The sequence below is a fragment of the Flagellimonas onchidii genome, assembly GCF_004804315.1.
Taxonomy (GTDB): domain Bacteria; phylum Bacteroidota; class Bacteroidia; order Flavobacteriales; family Flavobacteriaceae; genus Flagellimonas; species Flagellimonas onchidii.
Map to the genome: position 1 here is coordinate 117106 of NZ_SRXX01000007.1, position 16625 is coordinate 133730.

The 16625-nt window shown below is 39.9% G+C and carries 17 protein-coding genes; 4 read left to right on the forward strand and 13 right to left on the reverse strand.

Going from position 1 to position 16625, the window contains the following annotated elements; all coding sequences use genetic code 11:
• Positions 1 to 39: 39 nt before the first annotated feature.
• From E4661_RS09345 to E4661_RS09360, 4 genes are all read right to left on the reverse strand, one after another.
• Positions 40 to 876: a cupin-like domain-containing protein gene (locus E4661_RS09345; RefSeq protein ID WP_136466600.1), complete on the reverse strand. Its 837-nt coding sequence runs from the start codon at positions 874 to 876 to the stop codon at positions 40 to 42.
• Between the two features lie 218 nt (positions 877 to 1094).
• Positions 1095 to 1694: a DUF1287 domain-containing protein gene (locus E4661_RS09350; protein ID WP_136466795.1), complete on the reverse strand. Its 600-nt coding sequence runs from the start codon at positions 1692 to 1694 to the stop codon at positions 1095 to 1097.
• A gap of 413 nt (positions 1695 to 2107) precedes the next feature.
• The gene (locus E4661_RS09355; RefSeq protein WP_136466602.1) at positions 2108 to 2536 is read right to left on the reverse strand and encodes a DUF1801 domain-containing protein; all 429 of its coding nucleotides are present in this window, start codon (positions 2534 to 2536) and stop codon (positions 2108 to 2110) included.
• A 3-nt stretch (positions 2537 to 2539) separates the two neighbouring features.
• The gene (locus tag E4661_RS09360) at positions 2540 to 2974 is read right to left on the reverse strand and encodes a GNAT family N-acetyltransferase (protein ID WP_136466604.1); all 435 of its coding nucleotides are present in this window, start codon (positions 2972 to 2974) and stop codon (positions 2540 to 2542) included.
• 72 nt (positions 2975 to 3046) lie between these two features.
• Between E4661_RS09360 and E4661_RS09365 the strand changes: the two genes are divergently transcribed.
• Positions 3047 to 3253 (forward strand): hypothetical protein, encoded by a 207-nt coding sequence (locus E4661_RS09365; protein ID WP_136466606.1) that lies wholly within the window; start codon positions 3047 to 3049, stop codon positions 3251 to 3253.
• 303 nt (positions 3254 to 3556) lie between these two features.
• Here the strand turns inward: E4661_RS09365 and E4661_RS09370 are convergent, their stop codons facing one another.
• From E4661_RS09370 to E4661_RS09380, 3 genes are all read right to left on the reverse strand, one after another.
• Positions 3557 to 5542 carry a TonB-dependent receptor family protein gene (locus E4661_RS09370; RefSeq protein ID WP_240751446.1) on the reverse strand — a complete coding sequence of 662 codons (1986 nt, stop codon included), beginning with the start codon at positions 5540 to 5542 and terminating at the stop codon, positions 3557 to 3559.
• A 112-nt stretch (positions 5543 to 5654) separates the two neighbouring features.
• Positions 5655 to 6791, reverse strand: coding sequence for a Gfo/Idh/MocA family protein (locus tag E4661_RS09375; protein ID WP_136466610.1), 1137 nt, complete (start codon positions 6789 to 6791; stop codon positions 5655 to 5657).
• A gap of 3 nt (positions 6792 to 6794) precedes the next feature.
• Positions 6795 to 7349 (reverse strand): cysteine hydrolase family protein, encoded by a 555-nt coding sequence (locus E4661_RS09380; RefSeq protein ID WP_136466612.1) that lies wholly within the window; start codon positions 7347 to 7349, stop codon positions 6795 to 6797.
• A 149-nt stretch (positions 7350 to 7498) separates the two neighbouring features.
• On the opposite strand from E4661_RS09380, the gene E4661_RS09385 reads away from it, so the two are divergent.
• The 3 genes from E4661_RS09385 to E4661_RS09395 all read left to right on the forward strand — a co-directional run bounded on the left by E4661_RS09385 (position 7499) and on the right by E4661_RS09395 (position 10911).
• Positions 7499 to 8281 (forward strand): exodeoxyribonuclease III, encoded by a 783-nt coding sequence (locus tag E4661_RS09385; RefSeq protein ID WP_136466797.1) that lies wholly within the window; start codon positions 7499 to 7501, stop codon positions 8279 to 8281.
• 43 nt (positions 8282 to 8324) lie between these two features.
• Positions 8325 to 9365, forward strand: coding sequence for an aldo/keto reductase (locus E4661_RS09390; RefSeq protein ID WP_136466614.1), 1041 nt, complete (start codon positions 8325 to 8327; stop codon positions 9363 to 9365).
• 94 nt (positions 9366 to 9459) lie between these two features.
• Positions 9460 to 10911 carry a hypothetical protein gene (locus tag E4661_RS09395; RefSeq protein ID WP_136466616.1) on the forward strand — a complete coding sequence of 484 codons (1452 nt, stop codon included), beginning with the start codon at positions 9460 to 9462 and terminating at the stop codon, positions 10909 to 10911.
• Positions 10912 to 10914: 3 nt separating this feature from the next.
• Here the strand turns inward: E4661_RS09395 and radA are convergent, their stop codons facing one another.
• The 6 genes from radA to panC form a co-directional block, all read right to left on the reverse strand.
• Entirely contained in the window at positions 10915 to 12276 is a 1362-nt protein-coding gene (radA, locus tag E4661_RS09400) for a DNA repair protein RadA (protein ID WP_136466618.1), read from the reverse strand.
• A 147-nt stretch (positions 12277 to 12423) separates the two neighbouring features.
• Positions 12424 to 13107, reverse strand: coding sequence for a hypothetical protein (locus E4661_RS09405; protein WP_136466620.1), 684 nt, complete (start codon positions 13105 to 13107; stop codon positions 12424 to 12426).
• A gap of 142 nt (positions 13108 to 13249) precedes the next feature.
• Entirely contained in the window at positions 13250 to 14392 is a 1143-nt protein-coding gene (locus E4661_RS09410) for an alpha/beta hydrolase (RefSeq protein ID WP_136466622.1), read from the reverse strand.
• A gap of 26 nt (positions 14393 to 14418) precedes the next feature.
• Positions 14419 to 15384: a lysylphosphatidylglycerol synthase transmembrane domain-containing protein gene (locus tag E4661_RS09415; RefSeq protein ID WP_136466624.1), complete on the reverse strand. Its 966-nt coding sequence runs from the start codon at positions 15382 to 15384 to the stop codon at positions 14419 to 14421.
• A gap of 2 nt (positions 15385 to 15386) precedes the next feature.
• Entirely contained in the window at positions 15387 to 15737 is a 351-nt protein-coding gene (gene panD, locus E4661_RS09420) for an aspartate 1-decarboxylase (protein WP_136466626.1), read from the reverse strand.
• A 13-nt stretch (positions 15738 to 15750) separates the two neighbouring features.
• Positions 15751 to 16599 carry a pantoate--beta-alanine ligase gene (gene panC, locus E4661_RS09425; RefSeq protein WP_136466628.1) on the reverse strand — a complete coding sequence of 283 codons (849 nt, stop codon included), beginning with the start codon at positions 16597 to 16599 and terminating at the stop codon, positions 15751 to 15753.
• Between the last annotated feature and the right edge of the window lie 26 nt (positions 16600 to 16625).

Here is a 16625-nt window from a genome sequence, read left to right on the forward strand (position 1 = left end):
TCATGTAACAAAGGCTTTGTAAGCTTATTTTGTTTGCACTTAAGCCTTGCAGCAAGTACAGTTGTTCTTTTTATAAAGACCTCTATAGTGTAACGAACTTTTTATTCGTTCGAAAGGTCTTAAAAAAAGCATGTCCGTCATGGTATAGGCAAAAGTATTTGTACTTATTGAAGCTTCGAGCGACTTTACATAATGCCACCAATCTCTCGGATTGTACAAAACATCACCAGGTTCCAATTCTACTTTAAGAAATTCAATGTTTCTAAATTCTGGAAACTTTTCCTCATCATAATTATTGATGTCTACCTGACTAAGTACCGCTCCAAGATCAAACTTTTTACTTGGGTATACGTTTCGCTTGTATTTTGGTGAAGCTACAATCATCAATTTTTTTCCGACTATTTGGGCCAACATATTGTTATGATCGTCGGCGTGCAATCCTGTAATGGTTCCTTTTGGGCCTATCCAAACAGCAGGAACATCATTAACGGTTACCCTGTTGAGATAAGAAAAGTCAACATGGTTTAAAAGCTTGGGAAATTCCTCAAAAATTTGATAGGCGGTCAGGTAGGTCTTGTCATCAGCGTCCTCCATGCCTTTGTCCCTTACCTGTTCAAGGTATTTTTTAACATCTTTTTGCTCTAGTTGGGTATCCTTGTTCAGTACATTTCCAATTTCCATTTCAATTTGGTCTTGTATTTCAAGGTTGGCGAAGAAGTCAAAACTCCACTTTTCGTAGGCAGGCCATTTTTTGGCAAAACCTTTGATTAAGACCGGCTTTTTGTTGAAATATTCTTTTTTGAATGTTTTAAAGTCAATGTCCGAAACGGTGGTAATGGGCTTGCTTTTTTCTAGGATTTCCGGTAAGAGGTCCATAGTCAGATGTTTAAGTATCTAAAATTAAAAGAGCAAAAGGGTTTCAGAAAAAAAACTCCGGTTTTTACGATAAATGGTCAAAAAAAATGTTGTCTAGCGTATTTTTTAAAATGAGGCTCAGTTGAAACAGATTGGGTTATGGCTTTGAGTGTGAATTCCTCGGGAATTTTATTAAAAATGATGGTGAAAACTACGGTTTGATACATGGACATAGGCTGCTAGTTTGGGCATTCTGGTTTGTAGGCATAATGCCCAATGATCTTAAATTCGAAAAGGATGTCTTCCATCACCTGCCCGCGACCAATATTGTGTACGATTAGATGTCGTTTTCCGTCCCGTGATTTTTTATCGACCACAATACCGATATGGGTGATGGCTCCGCCCAAGTTCCAGCAGACCACATCTCCGGGAAGGTAATCTTTGGCCTTATCGGTAATGGGTTTTTCTGCACCTTGACGTTTAAAATAGGTCATCAGGTTGGGCACGCGACGATGATCAATATTGGTGTCGGTTCGTGTGAGGCCCCAGATGTTCGGATAGGCGCTAAAGTTAGCCTTCATATCTTCATGCACTTCTTTTTGCAGGTCGATGCCCAGTTTTCGATAAGCACGAATGACCACATCGGTACAGACACCCTTACCCTCTGGCACATCACCATTGGGGTAGGGAATGGAAAAATAGCTGCCATCATAGATTACTTGTTGCTGGGTGAGCTCCATGGCAGCATCGACCAGGTCTGAAGAAGACACGGCGGTTTGTGACCAAGTGAATTGACATGTCAACAGAACAAGAGCAACTAAATGATGGATTTGTTTCATAGTTTGATTTAAAAATAGGGCAATTGTCACTTCAATCGCAGTCGAGAAGGGTTAAAATTCTGATAATTCATTGAGACACCAACTCCTCCCCATGTAAGGGGGAGGTGTCCGCCAGAGGTGGGCGGAGGGGGTAAATATCCCTTCCGTATCGTGACCTTGGTCACAATCCACCTTCCCTTAAAAAGGGAAGGAGCTTTTAATTGTTTTATCAGTTCGAGTGTCCCGAACTTGTTTCGGGATTATTGTAAAACATCTCGATATAAATTTTCTCTCCTTAGGTCGAAAAAATCCACTCGATGTGACGGAGACTTTAGCTGTAGCATAGTCACACTGAGCCTGTCGAAGTGTGGTAGGACGTATTGAGATGTCAATCCTTCGACGGGCTCAGGATGACATGTTTCGGTGTGACAAATCTACAACCCCAAACTGGGCAAGTGCTTTACCTTATGGTATTGCAACGTGGTTCGGATGCAGTTTTTGAGTTCCTCCATCGGGAGTTCGTCCTCCAACTGAAATACGATGGCCCGGTTGCCCTCATAACTGAAGGTATTGCCGTAGACCATTTTAAAGGTGTTCACCAACATGCTGGAACATTGAAAATAGAGCGCATATTGGCGGGGTGCTTTGGCCTTCCAATCCATACGGAGGGTGCTGCCCTTTGGGGCCAAGTAACTGGGTTCGCTCCATTTTAGGGTTTCCTCCAATTTGGTGATTTCGGGGGTTTCTTGGGCCACCTGTAGCACCAACTGCCGAAGGGCCTCCATTTTTGACCGAACCGCATCGGGGTAGTTGTCAAAGACCGAGGCCACTGCGGGGTTGGATTGTATTTGTAATGTTCCCATGACTTAGCTTTGGTTGAAACGTAAACGGTACAGGCCACTTTCCGATTTTACAAACCCCAGTTTGGTATATAAACGGATGGCGCTTTGCCTATGGTTGCCCGAAAAGAGCAATACCTCTGTCAGCCCTTTTTGTTCGGCTATGCGGAGCAGTTGCTCCATAAGTTTACGGCCAAGGCCCTGCCCACGATAGGCAGAATCGACCACCACATCTTCTACCATGCCCTTACTGCCCGATAGTACATGATAGCTGCACATAGCGGCCATACCTATAATTTGGTCGCCCTCTTGGCAGTACACCAGGCTCAACTGGTCTGGTTTTGCCATGATCTTGGCCAAGGGGTTCAGCTGTAAATCAGGGTTAAGTTGCTTGAACAACTCTACCATTTGATTTTCTAGGTCAACGGTCAAGTCTTCTGGGATAAGGTGTTTGATGGTCACTTTTACTTTTTGTTTTAAAAATACCACTAATTAGTAGTAACACAGGAATAATTTTGATGATACCTTGCTCCAATGTTGACACCTGACCAAATCGAAAACCTAAACAAATGGATCAAAGATGCTTATGGTTCTCCTGAAGAATTGACCAAACAATTGGAGAACCTTGTTTTTATGCTTCACTTTTTGGAAGAAGAGGTTTTTACCAAAAGAGAAATACAGAGCGCAGCGGAATTGCTAAAGGGGTTTGGGGAGGTTTTGGGTAACGCTAAATCACAATGAATTTTAGCCATTGTTTTAGTAATTTTTTTCCTGACAAGAATAGCCTAAAAGTATAATCAAAAAGAAATAGATGATTTTTTTCATATCGCCAGCAATATTTTTTGATGTAAAATATATTCATAGACACCTCCAAATATAACGTATAGGCCCATAACCTATAAGGGACATCTCTAATAATATCTATAAGTAAATTTGTATGGGTAAGTGGTGGTTTTTGTCATTCCTGCGAAAGCAGGAATCCATAAAATTAGCTGTATTTGGATTCCGTATCAAGTGTGGAATGACAAGAATATTGCATTATTGCTAAAAAAGATACCCCAGCTTTACACCTCCATAAAAATTCTGGTCGTTGCCCGGATAAAAATAGCGAGGGAATGCACCACCAAAGCCTACGGCGTTGATCAATACACTTTGTGCATAATTGGTGTTGAATACATTATTTACACCAACGTTCAACCCCAAAGAAAAGTTGCTGGAGAGTTGGGTGTTGTAGCCCAATTTCGCATTGAACACATTAAATGATTCACTGTTTAAGGTGTTCGCATCGGTCAGTGGAATCTCATCCACAAATTGATGGGTGAGGTTCAGTTGCAGTCCATTCGTGTGCCTTACATCTACTCCTGAACTGATACGATGCTTAGGAACCCCGGTCAAGGGATTGCCTGAAAAATCATCATCTTCGTCCACAAAATCTACAAAACTATGGTCACTAAAGGTATAGTTGAAATAGGGATGCACATTTACACTCTTGCAAAGTGGAAGAACCGACCTTGCACTGAGTTCCAAACCTTGATGGCGGGTCTCTCCGGCATTACGACCAATAAATTGATCCTCACCCACACGCTGGGCCACCAACAAATTATTGATATCCATATGGTAAAGTGACCAATCCAAAACCAAATGTTGTTTGAATAGATTTAGGATTCCGCCAAGCTCATAATTGGTCCCAGTCTCTTGGGCAATATCTGGATTGATAACTCCATCGGGCGTTAGCGTTTCTTCCAAACTGGGGTTGGAAAATCCTCGGCTAACATTGGCAAACAATTTCCCATTGGTAAAGAGATATTGTAGTCCAAAACTTGGCAATAAAATGGCATCGAAATTTCTATCGGCAGAGGTATTGGCATTGCCTTGGTTGAACAAATCCTGAAAATTAAAGTTGATCTTGTTCAGATTGAGCCCCAATTGAGCAGAAAATCTTGAGGTAAACGTGTGTGTAAACGTGCCAAATAGATTGAATTGTCTACGGAACTCGCTGTTATCACTTAAACGTTCACCTCTTAGGCTACCATTGCCATTGTTTTCCCGAAATAGGTTTCGGAACGTGCCCCAATGGTATTCGTCTTTGTACAGCTCGCCACCAAAAGTATACTCAAAAGTGCCAGAATTGCCCTTGAACTGACTTCGAAGACCAAATCCGTTGGTAAACTCATCTAAAATATTGAATGGTCGGGGCTCGTAGTGGTCCAAATAGGTGTAGAAAATACTTGTCGTATTTTCCAAATTTTGGTTGAATTGGTATGTATGGTACAATCCAGCGAGCACATACTTATTGGCTTCAAAGCCCTGTGCTGCCAACCAATTGCCTGCGGCTCGGGTTGGGTCTTCATCAAAATCAGTTTGATTAATGGAACTTGGAATCTGGGCGGTGTAGTCAATATAATTGACCAAAATCCCTAATTGGTTTTTATCACTAAGATTGAAGTTGGTATTCAGTAAAAAGCCATCGCGGTCAAAGCGATTGTTCTGACGATAGCCATCTGTTTCAAAATGATTGTAAGCAAAGGTCAGATTAAAATTATCCTCGGAATGTTGGAAGGACAGATTTTCCTTTAACATTTGATATGAACCTAATGTGAAAGAGCTTGATAATTTGGTTTCGTTTGTTTCTGGGTTTTTAGTATCAAGTAGCATAGCTCCACCTAAATTGGTGCCAAAAGCAGTGCCTTTAGGGCCTTTAATGACCTCAATTGTACCCAAGTTCTCCATATCGAATGCTTCGATGGTGGAGGAACCCGTTCCATTGGTCACAGGAATACCATTAAAATACATGCGGAGTTTATCGGTACCGAAAGGTGTACGCGCGCCAACTCCACGGATGGTGATACGGTTGGTATTCAAAGCTCCTGATAAAATATAAACCCCAGGAATCTGATTAATGGCGGAAACAACATCTACCGGATTGAATTTTTCAAAAGTCTGTGCACCAATGCTAGTATAGGGAGTAATTCCCGTAGTATTCCTTTCGGTAATATCCTCAATCAGAATAATTTCGTCTAATTGGTTCACGGAATCTTTTTTGACTTCTTGTGCAAAAAAAACAAGTGTAAAAAACCATAAAATTAAAGTACAGGGGACTTTTGAGTGTTTCATAGATTGTTGAAGGTTGAGATTGAAGAAGTTAGTTGTTCAATGAGATTGTTTTTCCCTGTTCGGCACTTTCACGGGCGGCATCCAAAATTTCCATAACCACCATATTGTTTTCCAGAGAGGAAAGACTATAGGGTCTTAGCCGAATTTTATTTTTAATGACCGCAGCCAACATGGAAAAAGGATCGTTATAGGGAGATGGACGCTCTTCCAAAGTGAATTTTTCTTCATGGTAGCCGCTGTAACCCTCTGCAATGCGAAGCCTAAGGTCTTTATCGTTATCGGCATAAAGGACCCCGGTCAACCCATACAATTCCATATCCTTTCGGCCAATGGGCCAGTTCCATGAGGCTTGGATAATCGCTTGGGCATTATCATAAGTGAGAAGAATTGTGGCTTCGTCATCCACTTTTGGGTTATTTTCTGGTTGAAGTTGTTGGGTAATCGCGGTTACCGTATTGGGCCGCTTTCCGTCCATAAGCCAAGTGGTCAGGTTGGCGCCATAACAACCAAAATCGGTAATGGCACCACCCCCATTTTGTACGGGATCCTGTAGCCAATCCAAGAATTCTTTATTGACCCCTATTTTAACGGGCCCTTTGTGCCCATTTCGGACAATGATTTTTCTGAGTCTACCTATTTTGCCATGGTTCAGGAACCGTTTGGCCATATGGTTTGTGGGGTACCAGGTGGTCTCATAATTTGTCAAAAGATGAATATCGTGCTTTTCAGCAAGAGCAGCCATTTGTTTTGCATGATCCAAACTTACGGCCAATGGCTTTTCTACCATGACGTGAACACCTAAAGGAGCACAGATTTGCACCACTTTCAAATGATCATAAATGGAACCGAAGGCGGTAACAGCCTCAGGTTTTGTTGCGTAGATCATTTCTTCCAATGTATTATAGATCAAATCCATGGAAAAACCATGTTGGTCGGAATAACGCTGGGCAAGATCTCTATTGGGTTCAACTATGCCAACAATTTTTACGTCCCCAATATCCTCACGTCCCAAGATCCAATGAACATGGGTATGGGTGAGCCCCGCCACTCCAATTCTGAGTGGTTTTTGTTGAGCTTGACCAAAAGAGGAAATCGTCAAGCAAAGGAGGCAGAAAATGAGATATGGATGTATAAGGCTCTTTTTAATATGTAGTATTTGGTTCATGAGTCAGTTTGCTAGTTCGTTTAGTATGGTTTCAGTATTTTTTATTGTGGCAAATTCATCTTTTAGATTGGCCAAAGCGGCATTATGAATCAAATCAGCATTAAGTTTTTGTCCATTTATTCCAATTTTGTCAAATGCTGCCGTGGCATCGGAAATCAAATCGACTTTAAATCCCAAATTGGCCGCCATTCGGACCGAGGTTGAAACGCAGTGTTCAATGGTCAATCCTACAATTACCAATTCTTCAATGTTTTTTAATTTGAGTTGGTCTTCCAAGGGTGTGCCGATGAAAGCGCTGTTCACACTTTTTTGAAATATGGGCTCATTATTCATTGGTTGCACCAAAGGGTGGAATGCATTTCCTGATTTTGAAGGGTGCAAAGGGGATTCAAGATTGGAAGAGTTATGCCGAACGTGGAAAACAGGAAGGTTCCGTTTTCGAAAAACTTCAAGGATTTTACCTGCATTGATTTCGGCATTTGGATTATTTCGCTCACTGCCATAAAAATGGGCTTCTTGCAGACCGAGCTGAACATCTATCAATACTAAGGCAATCATTCAGAAAAACTTAAGGTTAAATTTAATGCTTAAACCCTTAATTCCTATTGGATTAATTCACATTAACAATCTTTTAAGTTGATACGGTTATCACAAAAATCAATTTTATGAAGCCAAATACTATGGCTACATTTAGTGAAAATTTTGAAATGAAGATTGTTTCTTATAACGTAAACGGAATTAGAGCGGCCTTGAACAAAGGATTTATAGATTGGTTGCAGACGGTGGACCCCGATGTAGTTTGTGTACAGGAAACCAAGGCGATGAAAGAGCAGGTGGATGTATCCTTGTTTGAAGCAGCGGGTTATAATCACCACTATTGGTTCAGTGCCCAAAAAAAAGGGTATAGTGGAGTGGCTTTGTTCTGTAAGGAAAAACCGGATCATATCGAATATGGTACCGGGATTGATTATATGGATTTTGAAGGGCGGAATATACGTGCAGATTTTGGAGATTTGTCCGTTATGAGCATGTACCTACCTTCGGGGACCAATTTAGACCGATTGGAGCATAAGCTCACCTATATGGCAGACTTTCAGAAATACGCAGACCAACTCCGAAAAGAACGCCCCAATCTTATTGTTTGTGGAGACTATAATATTTGTCACGAAGCTATTGACATTCATGATCCAGTAAGAAACAAAAATGTATCTGGGTTTTTGCCGGTAGAACGGGAATGGATAGGCAATTTCATCAAAAGTGGGTTTGTAGACAGCTTTAGGCACTTCAACAAAGAGCCTCATAACTATACATGGTGGAGCTATCGCGCCAATGCCAGAGCCAATAACAAGGGATGGCGATTGGATTATGGAATGGTCAATGATTCGTTAAAGGATAGATTAAAACGTTCTGTAATTCTTTCCGACGCAAAACATAGTGACCATTGCCCTATTCTTCTAGAGATAGAAAATAACAAATCCTTTAAAGGGTAAAAATATGGATTAAGTATTTTTGCCAGTCTAAAAGTATTGCCAGATGAAATATACCAGACTACCACATACCGATATCAAAGTCAGCAAAATCTGTTTGGGAACCATGACCTGGGGTCGACAGAATACCGAAGAGGAAGGACATGGACAAATGGATTATGCGCTTGATCAAGGAGTCAATTTTTTTGATACAGCCGAGTTGTATCCCATTCCACCAAAGAAGGAAATCTATGCTGTAACTGAAGAGATTATTGGTAACTGGTTCAAGAAAACTGGTAATCGTGACAAGGTAGTACTTGCCACAAAAATTGCTGGTCGGGCAGATTTCTCTAAATATATTCGGACAACAGGATTTAGCAAAGATTCCATTATTACTGCGGTGGAAGGAAGCTTAAAAAGGTTGCAAACTGATTATATAGATCTGTACCAGCTGCACTGGCCTGAACGCAATACCAATTTTTTTGGTCAGCGTGGATTCAATGCACATTCCATTGATCCTTGGGAGGATAACATTCACCAAGTTTTGGAAACGCTTCGGGATTTGGTTGCAGAAGGAAAAATAAGACATGTAGGGCTATCCAATGAAACGCCTTGGGGAGCCATGCGCTATCTGGAAGAAAGCAAAGTACACCAGGATCTTCCAAGAATGTTGACGATACAAAACGCTTATAGTTTGTTGAACAGATTATATGAAGTAGGGCTTTCTGAAATTTCCATGCGTGAAGACATTGGTCTTATGGCCTATTCACCATTGGCTTTTGGGGTGCTGAGCGGAAAGTATTTGGATGCTGTTCCTCCGAGAAAATCTCGACTGACCTTATTTCCTCATTATGACCGCTACAGTGGCGAAACGGCAACGGAAGCAACCAAAAGGTACAACGAGTTAGCGGCAGCTCATGGGCTGAGCTTGGCTCAAATGGCATTGGCCTTTATTAATACAAGACCATTTTTGACTGGTAACATTATTGGTGCAACGACCATGGAGCAGCTAAAGGAGAATATCGGAAGCATTGATTTGGATTTATCAGATGAGGTGTTGCAAGGCATTGAGGATATCCATAATGCAATTCCTAATCCAGCACCCTAACGCACCTTTCACTCATTAATGTTACCCAATGGCTCAAGTTGGGTGGAATAGTTATTGTGGTTTGAATAATATTACCATTCTAAATCCAATAATTATGAAAACTGCTTATTTTTCTCTCTTTTGCATTTGGGGAACACTCTCTTTTTCCCAAGAATTTAAGATTTACGAGAACGGACTTATCTATTCTCCTTATGCCATGGAAAGACTTAAAGGCATGGTCGGGAAAAAAAATGAGGAGTTTAGAACGTGCAAACTAACCAAGAAATATACGTCTGTTGAGCAGACTAGAGGAAGGATGTTTGAGTTAAACAATCCAAATATTGATATTCTTAGAGATGAATTAATGAGTGAGATTACCCTTGAGCAGTTTGCCAAAAAATATAGAAAAGAAACAGAGGGGAAGTTACACTTGCTCACAAAAAATCATTATAAAAACTATAAGGAAGAAAAGATAATTGGAATCATGGAGCAACCAGATGGGATGCGATTGGAATTATTGGAGTCTGATTGGGAAAGTTCAAACTCTAAATGTTGGGTATGGAATTTTTCAAATGAAAATTATGTTAGAGTAGCCTATTTGGAACGTGAATTTTCTTCACAAAATATTCCTAATTATTATGCCAAAATGATACAGTATACGGAGTGTTTAATTGACACGACAAGTCAAATTTTTAATGCAACCGCATCTAAAGACAGATGGTCTTTTGGTGATGACAATTCCAAAGTGCTTCAGAATAGGATTTCCAAGCTTATTGACAAAAGGTTCAAAAAGAAAAAACCAAGTATAGCTATAGATGAAAACACCCCTAAAGAAATTATTAGGGCAACCTATGACAGCCTTCGATTGTGGGAAAAAGATAAAAAGCGATTTGTTGTTAAGACCCTTTCTAAAGATCAAGAGTTTATGGGGTTGTTTGATAAGGCTTATGCTGAAGCCTTGAAAAACAAAAATTCAAATGATGATTTTGAGTATTATGCTGCACACCTGCTATCGCCTGGAAAGGCATTGAGTCTTAAAAGAAATAGAATAGTTGTTGGACAATGTAGTATGGACGATAGTCCGAGAATCCATGCTATGAACATTGCGCAATTGGCTGGCGAGTCCTTGGATTGGGACATTTTTCTACGGGCTCATTTAAATGTTTTGAATGACCGTATGGACAGGGTTTCCGATGGTAGTTGGGCATGGGAGGATAGAAAGACCTATATAAAGGAATTGGAAAAATTGAACATTGATGTTCCAAGCTTGATATTTGGGATTGCATTTCGTGCCAAAAATGTTCCAGATGGACATTATTTTGGAAGCATTGGTCGTTTGGGGAGGGCTATTTCAGAAAGTAAAGATATATCACTTTTTCAGGATGATTTACCGGCACTTATATCCGATGAAAATTTAGATGACTACAATAGATTGCTTATGTTCTATCTGTATGATAACATGTCTTATTATGACGATACTTCCGAAGAGAAAAGTGGACATGAAAGAAATCGGGAAATAGCTGTCAATTTATTGCCAACATACATGCAGAGTGCTTTGAGCAAATAGGTTTTATCCAAAGAGATTACTCACCATATCTTCAATCTTGGAGACCAGATGTATTTGGATTTTGGTGTTTTTCAGTCCAATTTTATTGTTTTTGGATACATAAATGGATGTAAAGCCTAGTTTTTCAGCTTCTAAGATTCGTTGGTCTACTCGCTGAACGGGGCGTATTTCCCCTGCAAGACCAATTTCAGCAGCAAAACAAATACCTTTTTCAATGGGGACATCGGCATTGCTTGATAGAATGGCAGCTACTACGGCCAAATCAATTGCAGGGTCATCAACGGAAATTCCACCTGTAATATTTAAAAAAACATCCTTGGCGCCCAATTTAAATCCGGCTCGTTTTTCCAAGACGGCCAAGAGCATGTTCAAACGTTTTGCATTAAATCCAGTTGCGGAACGTTGAGGAGTGCCATAAACTGCGGTGCTCACTAAGGCTTGAATTTCAATCAATAAAGGACGCATGCCTTCAACGGTAGCCGCAATAGCAGTTCCACTTAAATCTTCCTCATTTTTGGAAATCAACACTTCCGATGGATTGTTTACTTCGCGAAGGCCACTACCCTGCATTTCATAAATACCCAATTCTGCCGTAGAGCCAAAACGGTTTTTTAAAGAACGAAGAATGCGATACACATAATTCCTGTCGCCTTCAAATTGTAAAACTGTGTCTACCATATGTTCCAAAATCTTGGGCCCTGCAATAGTACCATCCTTGGTAATATGACCAACTAAAATAACGGGCGTGTGACTCTCCTTGGCAAACTTGATAAGTTCTGCAGTACATTCCCGAATTTGAGAAATACTGCCTGCTGCCGATTCAATGTAATCGGTGTGCAGGGTTTGGATGGAGTCGATAACAAGAATGTCTGGCTCCAGAGCGGTAATTTGCTGGAATATGTTTTGGGTTTTGGTTTCGGTAAGGATGTAGCAATTTTCGCTGTTGGGATGAATGCGGTCTGCCCTCATCTTAATTTGTTTCTGGCTTTCCTCACCAGAAACATATAATGTTTTGTAGGAAAGCTTTAAGGCTATTTGTAACAGTAATGTGCTTTTTCCAATGCCGGGTTCACCTCCCAATAATGTTAAAGAGCCTGGAACTAATCCACCACCCAAGACCCTATTGAACTCTTGATCTCTTGTATCTAACCGAAGCTCCTTCTCATTGGTTATCTCCGAAATTTTTAAAGGAGCGGATACCTTTTTTGAGGTATTGGAGCTGTTTTTCCAACTTCTTTTTTCTTCTTTTTGTACAACTTCCTCCACAATGGTGTTCCATTGCTTGCAAGAAGAACACTGCCCGACCCATTTCGGATATTGGGTGCCACAGTTTTGACAGAAAAAGGCTGTTTTGGTCTTGGCCATTCGTTTTAAAAGAAGAGCCTAAAGATATGGAATTTGATGGTGGGATGAATGGATTTTTGGATGGTTGGATCGCTAGAGGTATGTAGTGAGATTTTAGCCCCTAAAACAATCTTACTGTGTACTGCTTTTTGTCTTTTGGCACCATGCTTAATTTCTCCAGTGTCTTATTGTGTCCTCTACTCCATGATGGGCATCATATTGCTCAATTAGAATCTCTTTTTTAATGCCACTTTCAAACCTTGTGGTAGTTCTTTTACCCTCTCGTTCTCCCCAGTATTCAAAAGATATTTCCTCTAAAATATCACCATCTAAACTATACTTTCTTGATGTTCCTACTGGAACGCCCCAGACACCATAATGCCCATAGTATTCTAATTCTAGAAGATTTCCGCTATCACTATATTTTTTTCGAATTTCATTACATTTTATTTTGGTATTGATATTTTGTAATAAAGTATCAGCACTATATATAAATCGTATAGTGTTATTAGAATTATAGAAGCTAACATCTTTTAAACCAAGTTCGTCTTCTTTTTGGACAAACTCTATAAACATTTTAGTGGAATCTTTGATAGTCACATTTTTGATTACGATACAGCTATCTAAATATTTTATATTGTTAGTAAACACTATTTTATAGAAAAGAGAATCATAGACCTCAGTAGTATCAATGGCGTTGGGAATACAAACTCTTATATTAAATAAAGACAATTTTTGATTTATCTTTTTTTCCAATTTTTTTTGGTCTTCTTGCTCTACATTTTTAGGGTGCTTACAAGAAATGATTGTTGCTAGTATCGCAAAAATCAATACAGTTTTTACACACATCATTATAATTCTTTTGGCCAGAGGTTGATGGCACTGTCATAAACGCTTGGTTTGCATTTTTTTATCTTATAATGAGGTTGATTTTTAGATGGTTGGATTGCTAGAAATGTATATCAAGAATCCCAAAATCTAACAATCCAGTAATCTAATACCCAAAGTCCGTTTTGAGGGCATCAATTTTTTCAAGGGCCATGTCCTTGGTCAAAAAGTCGATTTCCTCCATTTGGAATGCCTTTTCGAAAGTTTTGAAAGCTTTCTTGGGTTCACCAAGTTGTTCGTAGTATTCTCCTTCAAAATAAAAGCCCATCATAGTATCAGGAAATTGCTTTTTGCAGACTTCCGAAAGGGGTTTTAACGATTCAAAATCTTCTTTTTTGAGAGATGCGGCATATATGGCCATGATATCGTTCAGCTCCACGGGCTTTCTAAATCCGAGTAACTTTTCAATCATATCATATCTATCCTTTAAATAATCGAATACGGGTTCATCAGAAGTAAGTATTTCAGTTTTGTACTCTTTCGGTGAAATGGGTCGGAAGATTTTGAAAACGTTGTCAAAAGCCTTGCTTACACCATAAGCAGCAATGGAGACGTGGTCTGCGTTTTCGTATTCGTCGAAAAAGTAGTGCAACGATTCTTTATCAATTGATTTTACGGCATTGTTCATTTGTAAGATTCGTTGTCTGTCTTCGGTCGGTTCTTTTTCCAATACAACGTTGTAAAAAATTTCTTGATCTAAATCGGATAACCTGGAGGGAACCCTACTTTCCATTTCAGTGGCCAAAACAGGGGATATGGACAAATATGAATTGAACAATGATTTGTCTTTGAACAAAAAGTAGTTGCCAAAATTGGCGGTGATATCATAACCTATGAACATCTTAAAGGGAGCCACATTATACTGGGTTTCTAAATAAGGGATGAGTTCTGTGCCCAAAAACTCGTAAAACTTAGCTCCTTTTTCCGTTGGAAGTCCAGAAGTCTGTTCAAAGTCACAATCTTCCCAGCGAAGGTCGTTTTGGCTTTGATCCACCCCAACCACTATAACCTCGGGCATTCGATGGTGTCTGCTGTAAAATTTGGCATTGGCCACAACAATGTCAAACAGATATTCGGCATCTAACACTACCAAAAGAGGGTATTTTTTCTCCTCGGAATAATCTTCGGGGAAGTAGTAGGATACATCCCTTCTTTCTTGAAGCTTGAAAGATTCAAAAATTTCTTTTTTCACCTGCGCCCCAAGGTTAACGCACAGAAGGCCTATCAAAAAAAATAGACATTTTTTCATTTGGTAAAATTTTACTTGGTAGGGGTTTACCGATTTCTATTCAATAACGGTAGGATGATAAAGGATATTGTACCAAAAACAACAACCATTAAGGTCTGTGCGGTCCACATGATCCAACCATAAGCGTCACCCGAAGTTTTGCTTATTCCGTAGACGGATAAAGCTGCGGTAACCACAATAGGGAAAAGCCCTAATCCACCATTGGTAGTGGCCATTGCAAAGGCTCCGGCAACAAAAGCAACCAAAAATGCGCCCACGGGAAGCTCGGTGGTCTCTGGAACTGTGAATTTAATGACCCAAAACATGGCGATGTAGCATATCCATATAAATAAGGTGTGGAATATAAAAGCACCTCTTCGCTTCATTTTAAAGATGCTCATTACCCCGTCAAGTAAACCATTTAGAAAGTCCTTTATCTTAAGTGTAAACTTTGAGGTCGATTTTTTAATGACACGAATACTGATAAAAAGTCCTAAAACACCAGCTAAAAGTAACCCAAGCGAACCAATAAGGCCAATGCCGTTTTCTTCTAGAATTCCAAGAATCACGTCGGTTTGGACCAAGAGTGCTATGGTGATGATCAGCAAAAGCATGATTACATCTATGATTCTTTCGGTGACAATGGTGCCAAAACCTTTTTCAAAGGGGACATTTTCATAAGTGTTCAACGCTGTGGCGCGTAAAAACTCTCCGGACCTTAACACTAAAGTGTTTGCGAAGTAAGCTGTAAGAATAATGAGGACATTGTTTATTAATTTGGGACGATACCCCATTGGATTTAAAAGGTAGTTCCAACGTATTGCCCTTGAAATATGACTTAGAATCCCTATCAATACAGATAAAAAGACCCAAATGAGATTTGCATTTTTAATGGCCTCAAAAATTCTGGACCGGTCTTCTGGTGTTGATGATGAATAAGAATAAAAAACAAGTCCTAAACCAATTAAGATAGGAACTGCTATTTTGAGAGCTTTTTTGAGAGAATCGCTCAAAACTAGTTTAAAAGATTGTTTTCCTCGTTCGGGAACACCAATGAAGGATTGAAAGATTTTGCTTCTTCAATATCCATCCATGCATAGGTTATAAGTATGAGCACATCACCTGCGGCGACTTTTCGGGCAGCGGCTCCGTTGAGCGTAATCTCACCTGAATTTCTAGGTCCAGGTATGGCATAGGTCTCCAAACGCTCTCCGTTGTTGTTGTTCACTATCTGAACCTTTTCACCTCTAATGATATTTGCAGCATCCATCAAGTCTTCATCGATGGTTATGCTGCCAATATAGTTAAGGTCAGCTCCTGTGACCTTGACTCTGTGAATTTTAGATTTTACAACTTCTACTTGCATGGTGCAAAATTAGTTAATTCAGTCTTAGATTGTCTATTAGCCTTACGCCTTCGGCATAAACGGCAATAAATGCTCTATATTTTTTGTTTTGCTGCCTTTTTGATATTGGAGTCAATGTTTCTTCTTCCATTATTTCAAAATATTCCAGCTCCAATTGCTCATTTTTTTCGAATTGGGATTTTACCCATTCCGATATATAGATAGTACTTTCTATGCCAAATTTTGACTTGGCAGTCAATAAGGTTTTATAGATAAAGCTGGCCTCATTTCTTACCTTTTCTGACAGGCGTTCGTTGCGAGAACTCATTGCCAGTCCGTGAGATTCACGTTCTATGGAGCAAGGGATAATTTCGTAGGGCAAATTCTTCATTTGCGCCATTTTCTTGATGATTTGTAGCTGCTGAAAATCCTTTTCACCGAAATAAGCCCTGTCCGGTGACACAGTTCTTAGCAAAAGCTCTACTATAGTACCGACACCGTCAAAGTGTCCTTCCCTAAATTTGCCTTCCATTACTTTATCCAATCCCCCGAACTCATATGACTCGGAAACAATCTTTCCGTCATATATTTCACTTTCAGTTGGAGTAAATACTACAATGTTTTCAGAAACCTCATTTAACAAAGAGATATCTGCATCCATATTGCGGGGATACTTCTCAAGATCATCTTTTTTGTCAAACTGCGTGGGGTTTACAAAAATACTTACAACCACTACATCATTTTGACCTAAGGCAGTTTTAACCAAGGATAGATGCCCTTGATGCAATGCACCCATGGTAGGAACCAGCCCTATGGTTTGGTTTTCGGCCCGACAAACCGATAAGAATGAAATCAATCCCTTTTTTTGGTCAAAAACTCGCATGGTAAAGTTCAAAAGCGTGCAAAAAT